The following is a 19,480-nucleotide window of genomic DNA, read 5'->3' on the forward strand; positions in this document are numbered from 1 at the left end:
CGCTGTGCCCGGTTGAAAAGGAAGCATCAAAAGGTCAAGGCTGCGGGCCTTTTAAGAAGCCTGCCGATCCCGGATATGCTGGAGCTGGGCGCGGAAAACCGCCTCCCGCACCAGGCTCTCCTCCTCGTCGATAATGTCCAGGAACTTGGCGGCATACAGGGTGTATTCCCCGTTGGCGCCGCCCTTGCGCAGGATTTGGCACTTTAACAGCAGGGGGGCCGTCCGCGTAATGGGGATGACCACCTCCAACTGATCCCCGGGGGCAAATTCCCGGGCGCAGTAAAAGGCGATGCCGCCGCCGGAAAGGTCGTTGGCCCGGATGGCAGAGCGGGTTTTGTCGGCTGTGCCAAGGGGATAGGCATAGCTGGTAAAATCCACAGGCATGCGCAGGTTTGTGCGCGCCTCCTCCCCCTTCAGTTCCCGCAGGGGGGTGAAGGATATCACATCGTTGTCGTCGCAGTCTACAACCCGGCCCAAAGTTGCGGGCTGATCCTCCTGGGAGGGGACAATCTGCACTTTGTTGGTGCGCAGCACGTCCCGTATGCTGCCTTCGGTCACCTTCACCCGCAAAAAGCCGTCCCCCTGGGGCTTTTCCAGCCGCCCTTTTGCAAGCACCTTGGACAGGCTGTCCATAATCATGCAGGTGTTCTGTTCCTTCTTTTTCTTTCCGAACCCTATCATGGCGTTTCCTCCTTTGCCTGGGTGTTTTCCTCCGGCTGCTCCGGGGCCGGCGCGGCCGCCTCGGAAGGAGGCGCTGCCTGCTGCTTCTGCCCCCGCCTGCCGGGGTCGTTGGGGTCAAAATTCAAAAAGTATACGTATATCTCCACCACCGCCCGGTACAGCTCCTCCGGGATCTCCTGCCCCACGTTGAGCTGGGACAGGATGGTGGCAAGGGAATTGTCCTCATAAACCGGCACGCCGCTTTCGCCTGCCACGTCCACAATCCTTTCCGCCAGATATCCCATGCCTGCCGCCACCACCACCGGGGCCTGGTCCATCACGCCATACTGCAGCGCCACAGCCCTTTTGGCGGCGGGACGGGGATCCGGCTCGCTAGACCTTGACATCGACACCTGTCATCACCCTTTCAAATAGTTTTGGGAACGCGTCGGAAATGTTCAGGGGCTTGCGCAGAGGCCCCACCCGGATGTCCCCGGGCTTCAGGCCGTTGCGCTCCAGAATGCCGTTTAACGACCGGCTGACTTCCCCTGCGTGGGCCGCCACGGTTTCCGGGCAGGAAACGTTCATGGAGGTGCGGCCCGCGCTGCTGTCAATTAAAAGATCAAAGGCCCCCAGGCCCTCTATATCCATTTTAATCAGGATGCGGGAGGACTTCCCCTGGCCCCCCTGGCCGGATTCCTCGTCCGGATCCACCCACATCTCGGAAAATACCGCCTTGTCCTCCCACTGGAAAGGCAGCAGCAGGTGTTTCAAAGGCATGTACACGCTTTCATTCACCAGGATAGAAAGCATGATGTTGCGCAGCGCCTCCTGGGTCTGCATGTTGGCCTCGCCCCCCAAGGCCCTGGCGGTAAGCTGGGTCAGGCGGTCGGCAAAGCTGTCGGACAGGGAGGCTTTGGAATAGTCTGTGCTTTTCAGCAGCCGCAGGATGTCCTCGTCGGAAAGCTTGCTCATGTCCCCGGGGAAAATGCCGTAGCCGCTTAAATGCCGGAAAGCCGCCACCATTTCCTGCTCGCTGCCGTTCTCATACCGCACCATGTCCAGGGTCAGCATGGACAAAAGCCCTCTGGCCCTGCCATGGTCGTGGGTTTGGCTCACATAGTTGGAGATAAGGGGGAACACCTGCTCCCGGAGAAGCCGCAGGTTCCCCTGCCGGTCCCCTGCCGCCACCCCGTTTTCAAGCTGGGCCGCTGTATCCAGCAGGCGGCTGGACCAGTGGGAGGGCAGGGACTGGGTCATATCGTACAGGGTGCGCACCATGCGCCCTTCCAGATGGGCGGTGGAGGAAAAGTCGCTGTACTGCCTTAAAAACTGGAGGATTTCCGTGCGCAGCATTTCAGAGCCGGAACGGTTGAAGGCTGTGTGCAGGGCCTGGAAAAGCGCCCCCCCGAAGCGGCTGCCGCTTTGGAGCTGGCCCTTGAGGAAATCCAGGAGCTTCCCCTCGTCCATCTGCAAATATTCCAGGAACTGCCCCATTTCCGCCGCCAGACCCTCGCTGATGCCGGAGCTTACCTGCAGCCCCCGGCCCAGAAGCTGGATGAAGGCCTGGGCGGGGTCCGGGGCGTTCTTCAGGCGCTGGACAAAGGTGAGGAAGTTGGAATCATACCGCAGCTTCTGGGCCGCGTCCCCGGGCTGCTGCTGTTCTGTGCGCTGGTCCGCCCGGGTCACCCGGGAGGGATCCACCACGTTCTGTATATGGGTGTCATTGGGGGTAATAGGCTGGCTGCGTACATTGGCGTTGTCATAATTTGGCACCGGGTTTGTAGGCCGCAAAATTTCGGGCATGGTATCGACTCCTTGGGGCAGAGGGAGGGGAGGCCTCCTTCCGCGCATAGTGGTGCGCAGGCCCCCGGGCTACCTTTTAAAAGGCCCGGCGGTCTGCGTGGCTTATGGGATATACTGCCAGAAAAATAAGCCGGAAAAGCAAAATCCTCGCGCCGCAGTCTTATTTTCCATGGAAGATTGCCGATAAACTAATTAAGGGAACCGCGTTTTGCCGCGGAAGCGCCCTCTCTGCTGAAATTTTGAGAGGAGCGGACGCCGGGCCGTCTGGGCCTGGCCTGCCTGACATGAATCCCTAATTCTTACTAGAAAAGGTGGAAACGATATGGGCAACGATATGATGGAAGCATATCTGTACGAAATGAATACGCTTCTGGAGCAGCTTGACGACATCGTGCTGGCTGCCGAGGAGGCGAAAACCTTCTCCCAAGAGGATGTAAATGAAATCTTCCGCATCATGCATACGTTCAAAGGCTCCTCCGCCATGATGGAGTTCAACACCCTCATGACAGTGGCCCACCGCATAGAGGATATGTTCTTCATTATCCGGGACAAGGGCATGGAAGTGGTTTCGGAGAATCTGCGGCCCGAGCTGTTCGAGCTGGTTTTCCGCTCCATTGACTTCTTCCGGGGGGAAATTGAGAAGCTTGAAAATGATCAACCCCTCACAGAAGATATCGACAGCATACTCGCTAATATTAAGAGCTTTTCAAACAAAATTCAAGGCGGCGGTGAAGGTGAAGAAGAGCAGCCTGCCGGCCAGGCGGAATCCCAGGGCGCTCCCGCTTCCGGCGGCGAGGAAATGTTTGGCAGCGACCAGTTCCCCTATGGCATCCGGGTGTTCTTCGACGAGGGCTGCGGCATGGAGAACCTGCGCTCCTTCATGGTCCTCAACGCGGTAAAGGATCTGTGCGAGCCGGGGCAGATGGACTGCTGGCCTGCCGATGTGGAGACAAACCCGGAAAGCGCCTCTTTTGTGGCGGAAAAAGGGTTTTTCCTGCGCTTTTTAACCCCTGAGCTGCGGGATCTGGCCATGCCCATTGTGGCGGAAACCGGCTCTGTGCAGGAGTATGCATCCTTTGACCATGCGCCCGCCGCCCCTGCCCAGGAGGAAAAGCCTGCCCAGGCAGAAGCAAAGGCGGCCCCCGCCGCCCCTGCCCAGGCGGCTGCCCAGCCTGCCGCAAACAGCGGGACCAAGCAGCCCGCCCAGGCACAGCAGGGCCAGGGCCACAACAAGGAAAGCCTTATCAGCGTGAACCTCTCTAAGCTGGACGAGCTGCAGGCTGTGGTGGGGGAAATCGTGATTACCGAATCCATGGTCACGGCTTCTCCGGATTTGAAAGGCCTGAAGCTGGACAGCTTCACCCAGGCCGCCCGACAGCTCCGCTCCCTGACCGACCAGCTTCAGGACGTGTCCATGTCCCTGCGCATGGTGGCCGTATCCGCCACCTTCCAGAAAATGCGCCGCATTGTGCGGGACATGAGCAAGAAGCTGGGCAAGGAAGTCACCCTGACTTTAGAGGGCGAGGACACGGAAGTGGACAAGACCATTGTGGACAGCATTGGCGACCCCATTATGCATATTGTGCGCAACTCCATGGATCACGGCATTGAGGAGCACGTGGAAGACCGCATCAGGGCCGGAAAGGATCCGGTGGGCAACATCATCCTCTCTGCCCGGCACACCGGCAGCGAGGTTATTATCCAGGTGATTGACGACGGCGCGGGCGCGGATGACGACGCCATCCTGAATAAGGCAATCCGCCAGGGCCTGGCCCAGCCGGGGGCGGACTATTCCCATAAGGACATCCTGAACTTCCTTTTGATGCCCGGCTTCTCCACCAACACCGAGGTTACGGAGTATTCCGGCCGCGGCGTGGGCATGGATGTGGTGAAGTCCAACGTGGAAAGCGTGGGCGGCACTGTTACCATCAGCAGCGAAAAGGGCCAGGGCATGACCACCACCCTGAAAATCCCCCTGACCATGGCTATTATGGACGGCATGGAAGTGCGGGTGGGGAATTCCGCCTTTACCGTACCCATCCAGAACATACGCCAGATTTTCCGGGTAACAGAGGAGCAGATTATCCACGACGCGGCCCGGGGCGAGATGATAGAGCTGATGGACAATTTCTATTCCATTGTGCGCGCCAAGGAATTCTACCAGATGGAAGGCGGCGTGGACGATTTCGAGGACGGCATCCTGCTGTGGGTGGAAAGCGGGGAAACCTCCTTCTGCCTGTTCGTGGATGAGCTGATAGGCGAACAGCAGGTGGTGGTGAAGCCCCTGCCCAGCTATGTTACAGACTTCGGCATCAGGGACTATGGCATAGCCGGCTGCACTATTTTGGGCGACGGCAGCATCAGCATTATCCTGGAGGTTTCCAGCATTTACGCCATGGCCCAGAGCTATGCCAGATAAACCCAGGCGGCAAGCCTGAGGAGCCATGCCAGCAGGCCGCGGCGCAAGCCTTTGGGCCGCTCCTGCCGGCACAGCCCCTAATTCCAGTAGAGAAAGGACTTGTGTATTTATGTCACAGGAAAACGGACTGTTCGCCAGGGTTGACGAGCAGAGCGAGAGGGTGGATGAAACCCCCCAGGTGGATACGGAAAAATATCTGGTGGTTTCCTCCGCAAACGTGCTGTACGGTGTGAACACCCGGTATATTGAGACTATCCTGACGGAAATCTCCATTACCTGGCTGCCCATGCTGCCCCCCCATATCCGGGGGGTGATAAACCTCAGGGGCGCGGTTGTGCCCATCCTGGACTTCCGCCTGCTTTTGGGCCAGGAGCCTGGGGAGAAGTCCTGCACCATCGTGCTGGACAGCGGCGGCGTGCAGATAGGCATTATGGTGGATGAGGTGGACCAGACGGTGGATATTGAGCAGGAACGCATCCTGCCGGTTCCCTCCCAGACCGCGGGGGACAACAAGCTGGTTTCCGGCATGTGTACCCTGCCCAATCAGAACGGCACCCTGATGGTGCTGGACTGCTCCCTGCTGTTCAATGGTCAGCTCTAAGAAAACAGCTCCCGGCGCCATGGCTATCTCCGAGGCCGACTTCCACCGTCTGGTCAGCTTCGTAAAGCAGAAATACGGGATAGACCTGCACGAGAAAAAGCAGCTTATCACCAGCCGCCTGGCGAACACTGTAAAAGGCATGGGCTTTGGGGGCTTTACGGAATATGTGGACTACCTGCTGAAAAGCGGCACCGGGGACGATATCAATGCCCTGCTCTCCCGCCTTACCACCAACTATACCTATTTCATGCGGGAAGTGGAGTCTTTCGACTATTTCACAGGCACCATCCTGCCGGAGCTGGTGCGGGCGCACCAGCGGGACAAAACCCTTTCCATCTGGAGCGCGGGGTGCTCCTCCGGGGAGGAGCCGTATAACATGACCATGTATATCATGGACTATCTCGGCTCCCAGTACAGCCAGTGGGATACCCGCATCCTGGCAAGCGACCTCTCCCTGGAGGCCCTGAACAAGGCCAAGGCCGGCGTATACCAACTGCCGGACACCATCCCTGAGAAGTGGCGCAAGCAGTATTTTGTGCCAGTGAAAGGGAAAACGGATCAGTATACTGTAGCGCCCAAGGTAAAGCAGAACGTGCTTTTCCGGCAGTTCAACCTGATGGATCCCATCCAGTTCCGGCGCAAGTTTGACTTGATTTTCTGCCGCAATGTGATGATCTACTTTGACCAGCCCACCAAAGACGCCTTAGTGCGAAGGTTTTATGACGCCACTGTGCCCGGCGGCTATCTGGTCATCAGCAAGGCGGAAAATTTGTCTCCTGACACCCCCTACGGGCGGGTGGCAACTTCCATATTCAGAAAAAAATAGCATACAGCGCAGTGCGCAGGCCCTGTCTCCGGAATGTGGGAGCAGGGCAGGGCGCTTTGCGCTTTTTGGCATTTTATTTTGCGGCGGGCGTCGCCGCGTAAGGAGGAAGAGGATGAACGCATTGGGAAAAAAGATCCGGGTCCTGGTGGTAGACGACTCCATTGTAGCCAGAAAAACCATTATAGACGCCCTGGAGGCTTCGCCCCGGCTGGAAGTGGTGGGCTATGCCATCAACGCTATGGACGCCCAGCGGAAAGTGGAACAGTTAAACCCGGACGTGATGACCTGCGATGTGCAGATGCCCGGCATGACGGGGATAGAGTTTTTGAAGAAGCTGCTGCCGGAACACCCGCTGCCAGTGGTGCTGGTTTCGTCGCTGAACCTGAAGGTGTTCGACGCGCTCCACGCTGGGGCTGTAGACTTTGTGCGCAAGCCTGACGGCGCGGAGAGCAAAGAGCAGTTTGTCATGTCCCTGGTGCAGAAGGTGGTTGTGGCGGCCAGCGCCAAGGTGCGCCGCCCCCGGCTTATCAAAGAGCCGGATGTGCCCCTGGCCCCCCCGGTGCTGCTGGGCATGGCCCCCCAGTACATTGTGGGCCTGGGCGCGTCCACCGGAGGGACGGAGGCCACCCTGGAGGTGATGAAGCGCCTGCCGGAGGATATTCCCGGCATGGTGATTGTCCAGCACATGCCCCCAGGGTTCACCAAAATGTATGCGGAGCGCTTGAACCGCCTGTGCCGCATGGAAGTGCGGGAGGCGGTAAACGGGGAGCGGATCCAGAAGGGCGTGGCCCTGGTGGCCCCGGCTGACCTGCAGTGCCGGGTGAACCGCACAGCAGGAGGGGAATATTTCGTCACCTGCACCCAGGGGGAACGGGTGAGCGGGCACCGCCCCTCTGTGGACGCGCTGTTCCATTCCATGGCGGAAAATGTCCGCTGCAAAATGGTAGGCATCATTATGACAGGCATGGGCGCAGACGGCGCGGAAGGCCTTCTGGCCATGCGGAAAAAAGGCGCTTATACCATTGGCCAGGATAAAGAATCCAGCGTGGTGTACGGGATGCCGGCTGTGGCCTATGAAAAGGGCGGGGTGTGCGAACAGGCTTCCTGCGAGAATATTGCCGGCGTGCTGATGCGCCGGTTGAAAATGAGCGCGCACTAAGGCTTGTTTTCCTGTAGCCCGCAGTTTGTTCAGTGCTGCTTTTGCGCTGCGAATTATATGATAATAAAAAGTATTTCCTTCTTGGAAATTGGCAAAAATTTTTGCAAGCGTATTCCCTGTTTTCTTCTGGAAGGCAGGGAATACGCTTGTTTGCAGGGGCTTTTGCCGGCCGCTTTCAGAAAGAAAACGCAGGGCTTAAAAGGCGGCATCCCGCCTGAAAAGCGGGGGCGGGACAGAACCTGGGGATTTTTAAGTTTTATGGCTTGCAAGGCATTTTCAGGCATATACAGGGAAGATTATTATCGGATAGCCCTTAATTTTTCCAAAAGGCTATCCGATGTTTTATATAGACAGAAAACAGACTGCGGAAAGAATATGCGGGAAACCAGGCTATAACAGGCAGAAAAGAGGGACGTATATGATAGAAATTTCCCGAAACGGCATAGCCCCGGTAGGCGGCCCTGTAAGGGCTGGGCGCGTTCGCCCGGCCGCGGCAGCGCGCGCTGGCCAGGCGGGTGGAAAATATGACAGCGTGACCATCAGCTCCCACGAGAACGACCCCTTTATGATGGAAATGAAAAGCCGCATAGCCCAGGATGTGCGCACCGCCACCACTACAGGCGAGATCAGCGCGCTCCATGACCAGGTGCAGGCAGGGGAATATAAAATAGACGCCGGGAACATTGCCCGGAAAATGCTGCTGCTGGGGGAGGTTTAGGCTGTGAAGGAACCCCATGGGGAGTATCTCAAGCTGCTGGAGGAGCTGGCAGGCAAACTCAGCCAGCTTGCGGACATCGCCCGGGAAAAGGTTGACTCGACCCGCAAGGGCGATTTGGAGGTTTTAGACCAGTGCATGAAGCGGGAGCAGGTTTTGGCCCTGTCCCTGCGGGGCATTGAGCTGAAGCGGGGAAAGCTTCTGGCGGAAATGGGCTTGCAGGATGTGCCGCTGAACCAGCTTTACCAGCACTATCCGGACGATATGCACCGCCAGGCAAAGGAAGCCGTGGAAGCGCTGCAAATACAGTTTACCCGGTATCAAAGCGCGGCAACTGCCGCGCGCACAGTGATGGAAGGGGCGCTGCGGGACATCGAGAAGATGATGCCGGAAAACCAGGCCCCGGCCCCGGGGGAAGCCCCCCCGAACATGAGAACGGATATCCGGGCATAGGCCCGGCACAGCAGGCAAGGAGGAAAACAAAACATGAGCAATATATCGACCTTTGGCACTTTCGGCACCGCAAGGCTGGGCATATACGCTTCCCAGAAGGCTTTGGAGGTTGTGGGCAACAATATTTCCAATATCAATACGCCTAATTACACCCGGCAGGTGCTGAACCAGAAGGCTTTGCATGTAGGCGGCGTGGATCACTACACCATGAGTTCCGACGTGCGGGTGGGCGCAGGCGCTTTAGTCACCGGCGTTTCCCAGCTTCGGGATCCATACCTGGACATCCGCTACCGCAATGAAATGTCCAACGTGGGCGCCGCTGACGCCAAGCTGGCAGGCCTGCAGGAGCTTGCCGGCATCTTTGACGAGGTGGGCATGGGCGAAAATAAGGACGGCGTGCTGTATCTGGCCATGAACAACTTGTTCGAGAAGCTCCAGAATCTGAACACCTCCGGCGCGGGCCGGGATGAGTATGACGGCATCACCCGCGGCGCGGCGGAAGCTGTGGTGCGGTGGTTCAATGACTACGCGGATCAGATAGAGGTACTGAAGAAGAACCACGCGGCTGCATACCGCCAGGACGTGGACAGGGTAAACAAGGTACTTACTGGCATCCGGGATTTAAGCGAGCAGATCCGCAAGGAACAGATTCATGGCGGCGACGCGCTGGAACTGAAAGACGAGCGCAATGCCCTGATTGACGAGCTTTCCGGATATATGCGCATCCACGTTACCTATACCGATGAGGACATCGGCGCGGGCATGACTGTGGAAAAGCTGAAGATTGAGATGGCGGATAAGAACAGCGTCATGGGCGGCATTCCCCTCATTGACGGCATTTATGGTGCGCAGATTTCCATCCAGCAGCTGCGGGAGCAGAAAAAGGCTGCGAATGGCGATCCTCTGTGGTATGACAAGGATGGCAATGAGATAACGGACAAAACGCAGGCAGCGCTGGATAAAGACGGCAACCCGATTGCTGTTATGGAGGCAGTGGATCCTGCCGAAGAGGACGACTTGTACCGCCTGCAGGTTTCTGTGCTGAAAGACCGCCGGGATCATATTAAGCCTGGGGATGTGGACAGGATTAAGGATGATCTTACCCATATTGAGCAGGACGGGGAATTTTATACCGCTGTGGGCGACAACTATATGTATGGCTCCCTCCAGTCCACCAGGGAGATCCTGACGGAGAAGGGCGAATATTCCACTGACGCTGACGTGGCAATTGACAAGGACTGCACCACCAAGCGGGGCATCCCCTATTATGAAAAGGCTATCGACCATCTGGCAAATATTTTTGCCAAGTGGATGAATGACGCGAATACGGTTGATCCCCTGCGGAACCCGGAATTCTATTGGCACAAAGAGGTGGGAATAGATGCAGACGGGAACCCTATTTATGATTTTTATGCAAGCGATCCTGATGCCGTCCCGCACCCTCCGGCTATTGACCAAAAAAATGAGGGCTGGATGGATAACGTTGGGCTTGACCCGAAATATGAAAAGGAATATGCTGCCATGAAGGCCGGCGTGCTGTTCAGCAACAGCGGCGAGGGCGACGACACGGAGGGTATTACCGCCAAAAACCTGTCTATTTCCAAGAGCTGGTCTACCAATGCGGTGCATATTGTGAACACCAAGGATCCGGACGCGATCCTTAACCAGACCACTAACAACGACAACCTGAACCACTTTGTAGCCATGATGGAACAGAAGTTCCAGTTCAAGCCCAACGATATTGTTGATAACCCGGAGGCATATGACGGCGACAAGGCATATTTTGAGGGGACTTTCTTCGGGATGCAGAACAAAATAAACAGCACGCTGGGTGTTGATAAGAAAGCTACGGAGGAATCCCTGGACAACTACAGCGTGGCCTCCGAGGATCTGTATCTGGCCCGGCAAGGTGTTTCCGGCGTGGATCTGAACGATGAGACAGTGAACATGATGCAGTATCAGAAATCTTATACGGCGGCGTGCCGCCTGCTTACCACAATAGACGAGATGCTGGAGAGGCTTGTTACCGGCACAGGCATTGCGGGCAGATAAAAAATTCTAACTGAAAGAGGTGTTTCAATATGGTACGCCGCATAACAACAAACGGCACAATGTACAGCTATAAATCTACCCTCCAGCGCACGTACCGGGGGCTTGCTGACGCCAGCAACAAGATGATGACAAACCGGCGGTTCAACTCTTATTCTGAGGATCCTGCCGCCGCCAGCCGGGCTTTCCAGCTTCGCCGGGCGCGGTGGAACACAGAGGCCCAGATAAGCAACAACGACGCGGTTTCCGGCAAGTTCAGCCAGGGCTGGGACGCTTTGGAGAAGGTCTATAATGATCTGGGCCGGGAACTGGGCGAATATTCCGTCCTCCGCGGCAAAACCGATTCTACGGCTTCCGGGCGCAAGGCCCTGGGCCAGTCTCTGATGGCTACGGCGGAGTCTATCGTGTTTACCATGAACTCTAAGTATGCCGATGAATACATCTTTGCCGGGGCAGACGGCCTGCGCGCCCCCTTTGCCTGGGACGATGACGGGGATTTGACCTTCCGGGGCATTAAGGTGGACACAGACCCCAATGATCCGCGGTTTGACGGCGAAAAAGCTGTTTGCGAAACTGCGCCGGTTCCTAAGCCTGCAAGCAATAGTGATACGATGAACGTAGGTGGCTATAGCTTTGTTGTTGCGGATGTGACAAAAGATTTAAAAGATATCCTGGCAGATTTTGCGGCGGATTACAACACCAATGTGCAGGGCTGGACGGCCTCTGTAAACGCTGCTGGAGACGGCATTGTCTTTACGGCCCAGCAGGCAGGCAAACTGGGCGGGGCGCAAAATACGGCGGGCCAGCCCACAGGCAGCAAGGTTATAAATGCCGGCAAAGACGAGGATGTAGACGGCCGGGCGGCAGCAAAGGAAGCCCAGGACGCCATTAAGAAGATGCTGGGCGAGACCACTTTCGTGGACTTGGGCATGGGTATGGAAGAGGGTTCGGACGGCAAAATCAAGCCTGCCACAGCCTTTAACTCTGCCCTGTGCGGCCTGAAATATCTGGGCGGCAGCGACAGCCAGGACGTGTATGGCGGCTATGGCCTGGACGAGGACGGGGATCCCCGAAACTTCGTCACACTGCTGAAAAAGGCAGGCGAGCTGCTTTATAATACCGACCAGGATACCGGCGACTGGGAGAAAATTGAAAATGTGGCGGATATGGACCGCCTTACCAAGAAAATCCAGGACGCGCTGGGCAAGGTCAGCCTGACCCATGTGGATTTGGATACAGATGTGGCGTTCCTTAAGAGCAATAAAGACCGCCTGAAAGCGCTGGATGATACCCTGAACGATCAGATTGTGGGGACAGAGGATATGGATCCGGCTGAGTCCATTACCGCTCTGATGTGGGCGCAGTATTCCTACAATGCCGCGCTGAAAATAGGAAATGGCATTTTATCTAATTCTTTGCTTGACTATTTGAGCTAAAAGGGTTATTATGTACTAAAACGGAGATTTAGAGGAAGGGAGCACGTGGACTATGGGACCGTTGATTGAAATAAAAACTGTGCCCATTGAAATTGAAATGCGCACGAAGAATGCCCGGCTGGTGTATAACAATGCCAGTGCCGAGGTGGAGATTAGCCGGGACAAGGGCGGGCTGAACATTAAAAGCCGCCCCATCAAGGTGAAGATGGATTCCTTTGAAGCCCAAAGCTCTATCCGTCCCACTGCTCCCCAGAGCATCCAGCAGTCCGCGCAGAAGGGCAAACAGGCTGTCTATGAGGCTACGGCTACGTATGCCCAGCGGGGGCAGATCTGTATGAATGCCAAGCTGGGCCAGGAGTTTATCACCCAGTTTGCGGCGGAGGACTTTGACAAAACCCTTATCGCAGGGGATCCCAATAACTTTGGCCTGGATTTCATCCCCAAGGGCGGCGTGAACATGGAGTGGGAAGACGGCACCATGCAAATCCGCTATGAGATGGATAAACTGAACTTTGACTGGAAAACCGGCGGCGTGGGCTTTGAGTTTGAGCCTGGAGACATTGAAATTTCCGTGGTGCAGCGCCCTGAGGTCATTATCAAATACGTAGGCGGGCGCATGTATGTGCCGCCTTCGGCAGATCCGAATTACGTAGACGTACAGGCATAACGAGGTATGAGTGTGAAGCTTTCCACCAAATATTTCGGTGAAATCGACTTTGAGCGGGAGGATGTGCTGTCCTTCCCCAAAGGCCTTTTTGCCTTTGAAGAGGAAAAAGAATTTTTATTGCTGCCTTTTTCCGGCAGCGACGGCACCCTGCTGTGCCTGCAAAGCGTGGAAACGCCGGAGCTGGCTTTTGTCTGCATCAATCCCTTTTCCTTTAACGGCGGCTATGCGCCTGTTTTGCAGCCGGAAGAGTTGAAGGTTATGGGTGTGGAGGACAGCCGGGAGCTGTGCTACTACGTGTTGTGCGTGGTGAAGAACCCGGTTTCCAGCAGCACGGTAAACCTGAAGTGCCCCATTGCCATTCACGATGAAACTAGGCAGGGGATGCAGGTGATATTGGAGGGAACAGATTACGGCATGCGCCACCTGCTTTCCGAGTTTGGGGAAGGAGGGGGAGCGGATGCTGATCCTGCGCAGGAAAAGCGGTGAGTCTTTCCGCATTGGGGAGGATATTACCATTACAGTGCTGTCCACTAAGGACAGCGAGGCCCAGATAGCCATTGACGCGCCCAAGGAAGTCCCTGTGCTGCGCAGTGAGCTGTACAACGCCATGGAGGAAAACCGGGACGCTGCCGAGGAGCAGTCCCAGCCCCAGGAGCTGCTGGCTATGCTCACCCAGTTGCAGCACAAGTCCCCGGAGCCTTCAGAAAAAACAGAATAAAAATGGGAAAGAGCGGTGCGGAGAAGCGCCGCTCTTTTTGCATAATCCCCCTTGCTGCGGATTATCCTATAGTCAGGCTGCTATTTTACAGCACGCATATTGGAGGGTTTTTATGGCAAACCATCTGCAAAATGAGACAAGCCCTTACCTGCTTCAGCACGCGGAGAATCCGGTGGACTGGTATCCTTGGGGGGAGGAGGCTTTCCGCCGGGCCAAGGAGGAGGACAAGCCCGTTTTCCTCAGCATTGGGTACAGCACCTGCCACTGGTGCCATGTGATGGCCCGGGAAAGCTTTCAGGACGCGGAAACAGCCCGGCTGCTGAACCGGTGGTTTATCAGCATCAAGGTTGACCGGGAGGAGCGGCCTGACCTGGACAGCGTTTATATGGCGGCCTGCCAGGCCTTTACCGGCAGCGGCGGCTGGCCTGCCAGCCTTTTTTTAACGCCGGGAAAGGAGCCTTTTTTTGCGGGGACGTATTTCCCCAAGCGCAGCCGGGGCGGCATGGTGGGATTCCAGGAGCTGCTGGAGCTGATCCATGAGAAGTGGGAGCGGGATCGTCCGGCCCTGCTGGACAATGCCAGGAAAGCCGTGGCGCTGCTGAAGCGCCAGGAGCAGGCGGCCGGCAAGGCGGAGCCGGGGCTGCTGGAAACGGCTGTACGGGAATATAAGCACAGTTTTGACCGGGAACATGGAGGCTTTGGCAGCGCGCCCAAATTTCCCTCGCCCCATAACCTGCTTTTCCTGCTGGCCTATTATCGCAGGCGGGGGGACAGGGAATGCCTGGAGATGGCGGAAAAGACCCTTGTGCAAATGTACCGGGGCGGGCTGTTTGATCATATTGGCGGCGGTTTTTGCCGATACTCTACAGACGCGCGCTTTTTAGCGCCCCATTTTGAAAAGATGCTGTATGACAATGCCCTGCTGGTTTTAGCCTGCTGCGAAGCCTATGAGATAACCCGGAAAGAGGTGTATCTGCTGGCAGCGCGGCGCACAGCGGACTATGTGATGGGGGAGATGACTGCGGATGCAGGGGGCTTTTACAGCGCCCAGGACGCGGACTGCCAGGGGGAAGAGGGGAAATATTACCTTTTTACGCCGGAGGAGATTATCCGCGTTTTGGGACGGGAACAGGGGGAACGGTTTAACAGCCATTTTGACATCACAGCAGCCGGAAACTTTGAGGGGAAAAGTATTCCCAACCTGCTGGGCAGCGACCCGCTGGATCGCGCCTTTGATGGGGCCTTGAAGCGCTTGTATGCCTATCGCAGGGAGCGATATGACCTCCACCTGGATGACAAGCATCTGACGGCCTGGAATGGTTTGATGATTGCCGCGCTGTGCCGTCTGTACCGGGCCAGCGGCAGGCAGGAATACCTGGAGGCGGCGAAGAAGGCAGACCGCTTCCTCTGGGAGCACTTGTGGGATGGGGAATCCTTGTATGTCAGCTTCCGGGCGGGACGCCGAGGCGCAAAAGGGTTTCTGGATGACTATGCCGCCGGCGTGTTCGCACAGTTGGCGCTTTATGGCGCAACACTGGAGGGGAAATATCTTGCCCAGGGAGAGATGCTCTGCCAGAAGGCTGTTTCCAAGTTTTGGGACAAGGAAAAGGGCGGATTTTCCCTTTACGGAGAGGAGCAGGAAGGCCTGTTCCTCCGGCCCAAGGAAACCTATGACGGGGCTATGCCCAGCGGGAATTCCCTGATGGCCTGGAATCTGGTGCGGCTGGGGCAGCTTGCCGGGGAGGAGGGGATTATCCGGCTGGCAGAGCGCCAACTGGATTTCCTGGCAGCAGAGGCAGAGCGGTATCCCGCAGGCTTTGCCATGTTTTTGCTGGCCTTGCTGGACAACACAGATCCGCCGCCCAAGGCTACTGTAGTGCTGGCTGACAGGCGTAAAAGGCAGGAGCTGCCGCTGGCGCTTCCTGCGGAAGCTGTTGTCACCCTGCGGGAGCCAGGCCAGGGGTATCCCCTGAAAGGGGGCAGGACTACCTTCTATGTGTGCCGGGGGCGCCAGTGCCTGCCGCCGTCCAACAGGTGGCCAGAGTAAAAGGGTTTTCCCGCGGCGGAAATACAGTTTTTCAATGGGGCGTGTCTCAGGCGAAGGGGCACGCCCTTTCAGTTTCTTTTCTGAAGGAAGGGATTTTTTAAATGTGCCGGCTGTACAGGCAGTTTTATGGAGCGGGGGACATAAAATCAAAGAGAAACAAAAGGGGGTGGCAGCCGTGTTTTTCGCACAGCTACTAGATTTTCTGTCCAACATTTTTTACCTGTTCCTGCATGTCACGGGAAACGGCACTTTTCCCAAGGCGCTTACCGGCGCCCAGGAGAAAAAATGCCTGGAGGAGATGGCGGCAGGCAGCGCAAGCGCCCGCCGCACGCTGATTGAACATAACCTGCGGCTGGTGGCCCACATTGTCAAGAAATATTACGCCAGCCAGAACGACCAGGAAGATTTAATCTCCATCGGCACCATCGGCCTTATTAAGGCCATTGACAGCTTTGACCCGGGGAAAGGGATCCGCCTTTCCAGTTATGCGTCTAAATGTATTGAAAATGAAATTCTTATGTTTTTCCGCAGCGGCAAAAAGAGCGCACAGGATGTTTCCATCAATGAACCTATTGACACGGATAAGGACGGCAATTCCCTGACCATTATGGATACCATGGCAGTGGAGGACACCATTATCGACAACATTGACGTGCGCATGAAAAGCGAAAAACTGTATGGGTTTATTGACTGCGCCCTGAGCAAAAGGGAAAAGGATATTGTTTGCATGCGGTATGGCCTGCTGGGACACACCGCCATGCCCCAGCGGGTGGTGGCAAAGCGGCTGGGGATTTCCCGGAGCTACGTGTCGCGCATTGAGAAAAAAGCTCTGGAAAAGCTGCGGGCAGAGTTCGGAGAGGGAGAATATTAGGGTATATTATTGTATATGGGAATATAATCAAATTTGAATAGCGGTTATTATGAAGAGTTCTGTGATTAAGGCATTGAAATTTTGGTGCAGGTTGGGGTTAAGAAAAGGGTCGGAGGATAAATTCATCGGCCCTTTTATAACTACAATTAACTGTTAAAATGCTGTGGGTATATATCTTCGCACTGTCCGCAGGCGATGCCAATCCTTTGCTGCGCCGAAATCAACCTGCTCCACGTTGATGGCCTTAGCATTAGCTGGGTCGGTAGTGGGCAGGCGCATCAGGTCAAAGCACAAATTTCTAATAACGCAACATCCTTTTCCGCTTGCTTGCCAGGCAGATAATCGTAGATACCATGGTTTTCATGCCAAGGGAGAGATGGTTAAATTTCTTCTTTCCATCCAGCTCAAAGCACTCCATCATTTCAGAGGCAAAGTCATAATCATAGTTGGGGTTAACTTTAGATGCGATTTGCAACAGCTTGCACACGGGAAGGTTAGCGGCTTCAATTTTAGCCGTGGGGATATGGTGCATGGTGCAGTCATGGATTAAATGGCGGTAGCCGGAGCAGATGAAAGCGTCCTCAATCCATTTCCCTTGCACAAGGTTATAGCGGTGTGTGAGTTTTGAACCGCAGTCGGCGCAGTAGAGAAGCCCGGTCAAGCGGTTAGGGGCGTTCTGCCGCTTTGGGGCGCGACGCACGGTTTCCCGTATCTTCTGTACGATCTGCCACGTTTCCCCGTCCACAATGGCGGGGATTGCGCCCTCAAAAACGTGCTGTTCCTCCGGTGCGGTCTTGCGGGTGCTTTTGGTCTTATAGTTCTCGCATACGGTTTTCCCCAATACCTTGCGCCCTGTATATTCCGGGCGTTTCAGTATGTAGCCGATAGTGGTCGCTGACCATGCGTAGGGGTCTGTGTATTTTGCCGCCCGGACTGGCTCGCCTGTCCGCTTCCAATGCTCAGACGGGATAGGGATTTTCTCGGCGCGGAGTGCCTTTGCTATGCTAGCTATGGTTTCCCCGGCAAGGACGCTCTGGAAGATGCGGCGCACAACGGCGGCTTCCTCGTCAACCAACCACTCGCCTTTTTCTTCTTTGGAAGCGCGGTAGCCATAGCAGACACTGCCAGAGCAGCGCAAGCCCTTTTCCATCCTGGACTTGAAAACAGCTTTGATTGCGGAGCTGGACGCCGCCCTCAGTATGGACGAGAGCATCTCCCAGGATGAGGCGGAGGTCAGTGAGGAGGTCGGTGAGGGCGAACGGCCCTCTGTTCTGGAGGATCTGAAAAAATGGGCGGCGGAGATACCCCCGGACAAAAAGCCCGGAAAGGAGCCGGAGCGCGGATGAAGAAAGAGGAAGAACTGAAGGTGCGTATCTCCCCTGAAGATAAGGAGCGCATCCGCTCCAAGATGGAGGAGGCCGGCATCCTGAACATGAGCGCCTATGTCCGCAAGATGGCGCTGGACGGTATCTGTGTGAGGCTGGATTTAACGGATGTGCGCCAGCTCATTGTCCTGCTCCAGCGGTGCAGCACCAACCTGAACCAGTACGCGAAACGGGCGAACGAGACTGGGAGCGTCTATGCGGCGGACATCGAGGATCTGCGCTCCCGGCTGGACGAGATATGGGAGCTGTCCAGACAGTCCCTTGCCCGCCTTGCCAGCATCCGATAGCGGCTGGGGGCTTCAAAAGTTTTGCAAAGGGGCGCGGAGCAGTCCGCACCCTTTACATAGGCGGCATCCTTGCCGGACAGCGGGCCGGCGCGGTAAACTGTATACAGGAAACAGGAAAGGACGGGACACGATCGCTCTCTGTCAGGCCATAGAACACCTTGCAGTGGATGGGCAGGTTCTTCCCGCCGTTCAGGAACTTCCGGGCGGCGATGGTGTGCTGGCCGTCAAAGACATAGTAGCGCCCGCCCCGGCTGCTGACCTTCGGCTCGTTGGCGATGCGCTCATCGAACTCGGCGGTGATCCTGCGGACCCGATCCTCGTTCAAGATGCGCTGGTAAGTAGTGCGGGGGATCACCAGCTCCCGGCTGTCCAGCACGACTTCCCGACAAAAGAGATTTTTCGTGTTCATTCTGTGTGTCCTCCCTCGATCTTTGAGATATACTGTTTCACGAACTGATTGACCGGATTACGATTTACGAAACGCCGGGTATGGGGCGCTACCGCAAGGGAAAGGAAAAGCGCATTACTATCTACTACAAATTTGTCGGGGCTATCCAATAATAGAAAAACGGCATCCCTTATGGATGCCAAAAAAAATAACTTGGCTTTACGTCCTTTTGACTTCTCATCATCATGGGAGAGCCTTTCGTATAGGGCGGTGAGTTTGTCTTTCTCTGTCTGCTTTTTCATGGTGTGTACCTCCTTTCCATCGTAAATCAGAAAAAACACCTGGAGGGCTACGCTGCCCAGCATAGTTTTCCCAATATCGTCCACTATATCGATGACGGATGGTCCGGCGGCAATTTCGACAGGCCGGCGTGGAAACGGCTGGTGGCCGACATTGAGGCCGGGAAAGTGGCTCTGGTACTCGCAAAGGACATGAGCAGGATCGGTAGAGATTACCTCCAGAAAGGATTTTACACGAGGTTCTCTTTCGCAAATTTGGAGTCTGCTTCATCGCCATTGGCAACAGCATCGACAGCGATGATCCCAGTTCAAGCGAATTCGCTCCTTTCGTCAACATCATGTCGGAATGGTATTTGCGGGATCTGAGCCGCAAGCAGCGCATCGCTATCCGGGTCAAGGGCGAGTCGGGCAAGCCCACTACCAACTGCGCCATCTACGGCTACCGAAAAGACCCCAACGACAAATACTGGTGACCGGCTTCCACGTCACTTTCCAGTCGGCCCCGGTGAGCGTGTCCACATCTTGGGCCGTCATTTCGGCCTTTATGGCGTCCTGCAAGCCCTCGATCTCTGCTTCCAGCTCTTCTGCCAGCCGCTTTAACTCCCCTAGTTCTTTTACGTACTGTAAACTAAAATGAAAGTTGAAGACCCGCCAGCCCTTCTGGTACAATGGTTTCACCACAAATCCAAGTACC

The 19,480-nt window shown here is 56.0% G+C and carries 22 protein-coding genes and 1 pseudogene; 17 read left to right on the plus strand and 6 right to left on the minus strand.

Going from position 1 to position 19,480, the window contains the following annotated elements:
* Positions 1–51: 51 nt before the first annotated feature.
* From D1841_RS07895 to D1841_RS07905, 3 genes are read right to left on the minus strand one after another with little or no spacing between them, the layout of a single operon-like run.
* Positions 52–681 (minus strand): PilZ domain-containing protein, encoded by a 630-nt coding sequence (locus D1841_RS07895; RefSeq protein WP_160642772.1) that lies wholly within the window; start codon positions 679–681, stop codon positions 52–54.
* Positions 678–1,067: an EscU/YscU/HrcU family type III secretion system export apparatus switch protein gene (locus D1841_RS07900; protein WP_160642805.1), complete on the minus strand. Its 390-nt coding sequence runs from the start codon at positions 1,065–1,067 to the stop codon at positions 678–680. The genes D1841_RS07895 and D1841_RS07900 overlap by 4 nt, the downstream gene beginning before the upstream one ends.
* Positions 1,054–2,466, minus strand: coding sequence for a hypothetical protein (locus D1841_RS07905; RefSeq protein ID WP_160642771.1), 1,413 nt, complete (start codon positions 2,464–2,466; stop codon positions 1,054–1,056). The genes D1841_RS07900 and D1841_RS07905 overlap by 14 nt, the downstream gene beginning before the upstream one ends.
* Before the next feature lie 322 nt (positions 2,467–2,788).
* On the opposite strand from D1841_RS07905, the gene D1841_RS07910 reads away from it, so the two are divergent.
* The 13 genes from D1841_RS07910 to sigK all read left to right on the plus strand — a co-directional run bounded on the left by D1841_RS07910 (position 2,789) and on the right by sigK (position 16,427).
* Positions 2,789–4,885, plus strand: a complete 2,097-nt coding sequence (locus tag D1841_RS07910) for a chemotaxis protein CheA (RefSeq protein WP_160642770.1) — start codon at positions 2,789–2,791, stop codon at positions 4,883–4,885.
* A 109-nt stretch (positions 4,886–4,994) separates the two neighbouring features.
* Positions 4,995–5,486, plus strand: a complete 492-nt coding sequence (locus D1841_RS07915) for a chemotaxis protein CheW (RefSeq protein WP_160642769.1) — start codon at positions 4,995–4,997, stop codon at positions 5,484–5,486.
* Positions 5,487–5,505: 19 nt separating this feature from the next.
* Positions 5,506–6,312 carry a protein-glutamate O-methyltransferase CheR gene (locus D1841_RS07920; protein ID WP_160642768.1) on the plus strand — a complete coding sequence of 269 codons (807 nt, stop codon included), beginning with the start codon at positions 5,506–5,508 and terminating at the stop codon, positions 6,310–6,312.
* Between the two features lie 112 nt (positions 6,313–6,424).
* Positions 6,425–7,471, plus strand: a complete 1,047-nt coding sequence (locus tag D1841_RS07925; protein WP_160642767.1) for a chemotaxis response regulator protein-glutamate methylesterase — start codon at positions 6,425–6,427, stop codon at positions 7,469–7,471.
* A gap of 418 nt (positions 7,472–7,889) precedes the next feature.
* On the plus strand, positions 7,890–8,189 hold the full coding sequence (locus D1841_RS07930) for a flagellar biosynthesis anti-sigma factor FlgM (RefSeq protein ID WP_160642766.1): 300 nt from the start codon (positions 7,890–7,892) through the stop codon (positions 8,187–8,189).
* 3 nt (positions 8,190–8,192) lie between these two features.
* The gene (gene flgN / locus D1841_RS07935) at positions 8,193–8,639 is read left to right on the plus strand and encodes a flagellar export chaperone FlgN (RefSeq protein ID WP_160642765.1); all 447 of its coding nucleotides are present in this window, start codon (positions 8,193–8,195) and stop codon (positions 8,637–8,639) included.
* Positions 8,640–8,672: 33 nt separating this feature from the next.
* Positions 8,673–10,691, plus strand: coding sequence for a flagellar hook-associated protein FlgK (locus tag D1841_RS07940; RefSeq protein WP_160642804.1), 2,019 nt, complete (start codon positions 8,673–8,675; stop codon positions 10,689–10,691).
* Positions 10,692–10,720: 29 nt separating this feature from the next.
* Positions 10,721–12,124 carry a flagellin gene (locus D1841_RS07945; RefSeq protein WP_160642764.1) on the plus strand — a complete coding sequence of 468 codons (1,404 nt, stop codon included), beginning with the start codon at positions 10,721–10,723 and terminating at the stop codon, positions 12,122–12,124.
* Between the two features lie 52 nt (positions 12,125–12,176).
* The gene (locus tag D1841_RS07950; RefSeq protein ID WP_160642763.1) at positions 12,177–12,791 is read left to right on the plus strand and encodes a DUF6470 family protein; all 615 of its coding nucleotides are present in this window, start codon (positions 12,177–12,179) and stop codon (positions 12,789–12,791) included.
* A 6-nt stretch (positions 12,792–12,797) separates the two neighbouring features.
* Complete coding sequence (gene fliW, locus D1841_RS07955) at positions 12,798–13,277, plus strand: flagellar assembly protein FliW (protein ID WP_201751265.1); 480 nt, start codon at positions 12,798–12,800, stop codon at positions 13,275–13,277.
* Positions 13,249–13,509, plus strand: coding sequence for a carbon storage regulator (locus D1841_RS07960; protein WP_160642762.1), 261 nt, complete (start codon positions 13,249–13,251; stop codon positions 13,507–13,509). The genes fliW and D1841_RS07960 overlap by 29 nt, the downstream gene beginning before the upstream one ends.
* A gap of 112 nt (positions 13,510–13,621) precedes the next feature.
* Complete coding sequence (locus D1841_RS07965; RefSeq protein WP_160642761.1) at positions 13,622–15,556, plus strand: thioredoxin domain-containing protein; 1,935 nt, start codon at positions 13,622–13,624, stop codon at positions 15,554–15,556.
* A 175-nt stretch (positions 15,557–15,731) separates the two neighbouring features.
* Entirely contained in the window at positions 15,732–16,427 is a 696-nt protein-coding gene (sigK, locus tag D1841_RS07970; protein WP_347563966.1) for an RNA polymerase sporulation sigma factor SigK, read from the plus strand.
* Positions 16,428–16,725: 298 nt separating this feature from the next.
* Here sigK and D1841_RS07975 read toward each other — a convergent pair whose 3' ends face one another.
* Positions 16,726–17,565, minus strand: coding sequence for a recombinase family protein (locus D1841_RS07975; RefSeq protein ID WP_237076261.1), 840 nt, complete (start codon positions 17,563–17,565; stop codon positions 16,726–16,728).
* A gap of 31 nt (positions 17,566–17,596) precedes the next feature.
* On the opposite strand from D1841_RS07975, the gene D1841_RS07980 reads away from it, so the two are divergent.
* Together D1841_RS07980 and mobC are read left to right on the plus strand one after the other, a co-directional pair.
* Positions 17,597–17,773 carry a hypothetical protein gene (locus D1841_RS07980; protein WP_166554241.1) on the plus strand — a complete coding sequence of 59 codons (177 nt, stop codon included), beginning with the start codon at positions 17,597–17,599 and terminating at the stop codon, positions 17,771–17,773.
* Complete coding sequence (gene mobC, locus D1841_RS07985) at positions 17,770–18,099, plus strand: plasmid mobilization relaxosome protein MobC (protein WP_160642759.1); 330 nt, start codon at positions 17,770–17,772, stop codon at positions 18,097–18,099. Before D1841_RS07980 ends, mobC begins: the two co-directional genes overlap by 4 nt.
* Positions 18,100–18,151: 52 nt before the next feature.
* On the opposite strand, the gene D1841_RS07990 is transcribed toward mobC, so the two are convergent.
* Positions 18,152–18,508, minus strand: a complete 357-nt coding sequence (locus D1841_RS07990; protein WP_160642758.1) for a DUF6551 family protein — start codon at positions 18,506–18,508, stop codon at positions 18,152–18,154.
* A gap of 80 nt (positions 18,509–18,588) precedes the next feature.
* On the opposite strand from D1841_RS07990, the gene D1841_RS19095 reads away from it, so the two are divergent.
* Positions 18,589–18,660, plus strand: coding sequence for a hypothetical protein (locus tag D1841_RS19095; protein WP_237076263.1), 72 nt, complete (start codon positions 18,589–18,591; stop codon positions 18,658–18,660).
* 144 nt (positions 18,661–18,804) lie between these two features.
* Positions 18,805–19,253 (plus strand): annotated as a pseudogene (locus tag D1841_RS08000) (recombinase family protein); the annotation flags it as partial.
* Here D1841_RS08000 and D1841_RS18695 read toward each other — a convergent pair.
* Positions 19,204–19,480 (minus strand): hypothetical protein (locus D1841_RS18695; protein WP_207709208.1); only part of this gene is annotated, 277 nt, incomplete at its 5' end. The pseudogene D1841_RS08000 and the gene D1841_RS18695 sit on opposite strands and share 50 nt — an antisense overlap.

It is taken from the genome of Neglectibacter sp. X4, from assembly GCF_009917365.1.
GTDB lineage: Bacteria > Bacillota > Clostridia > Oscillospirales > Acutalibacteraceae > Acutalibacter.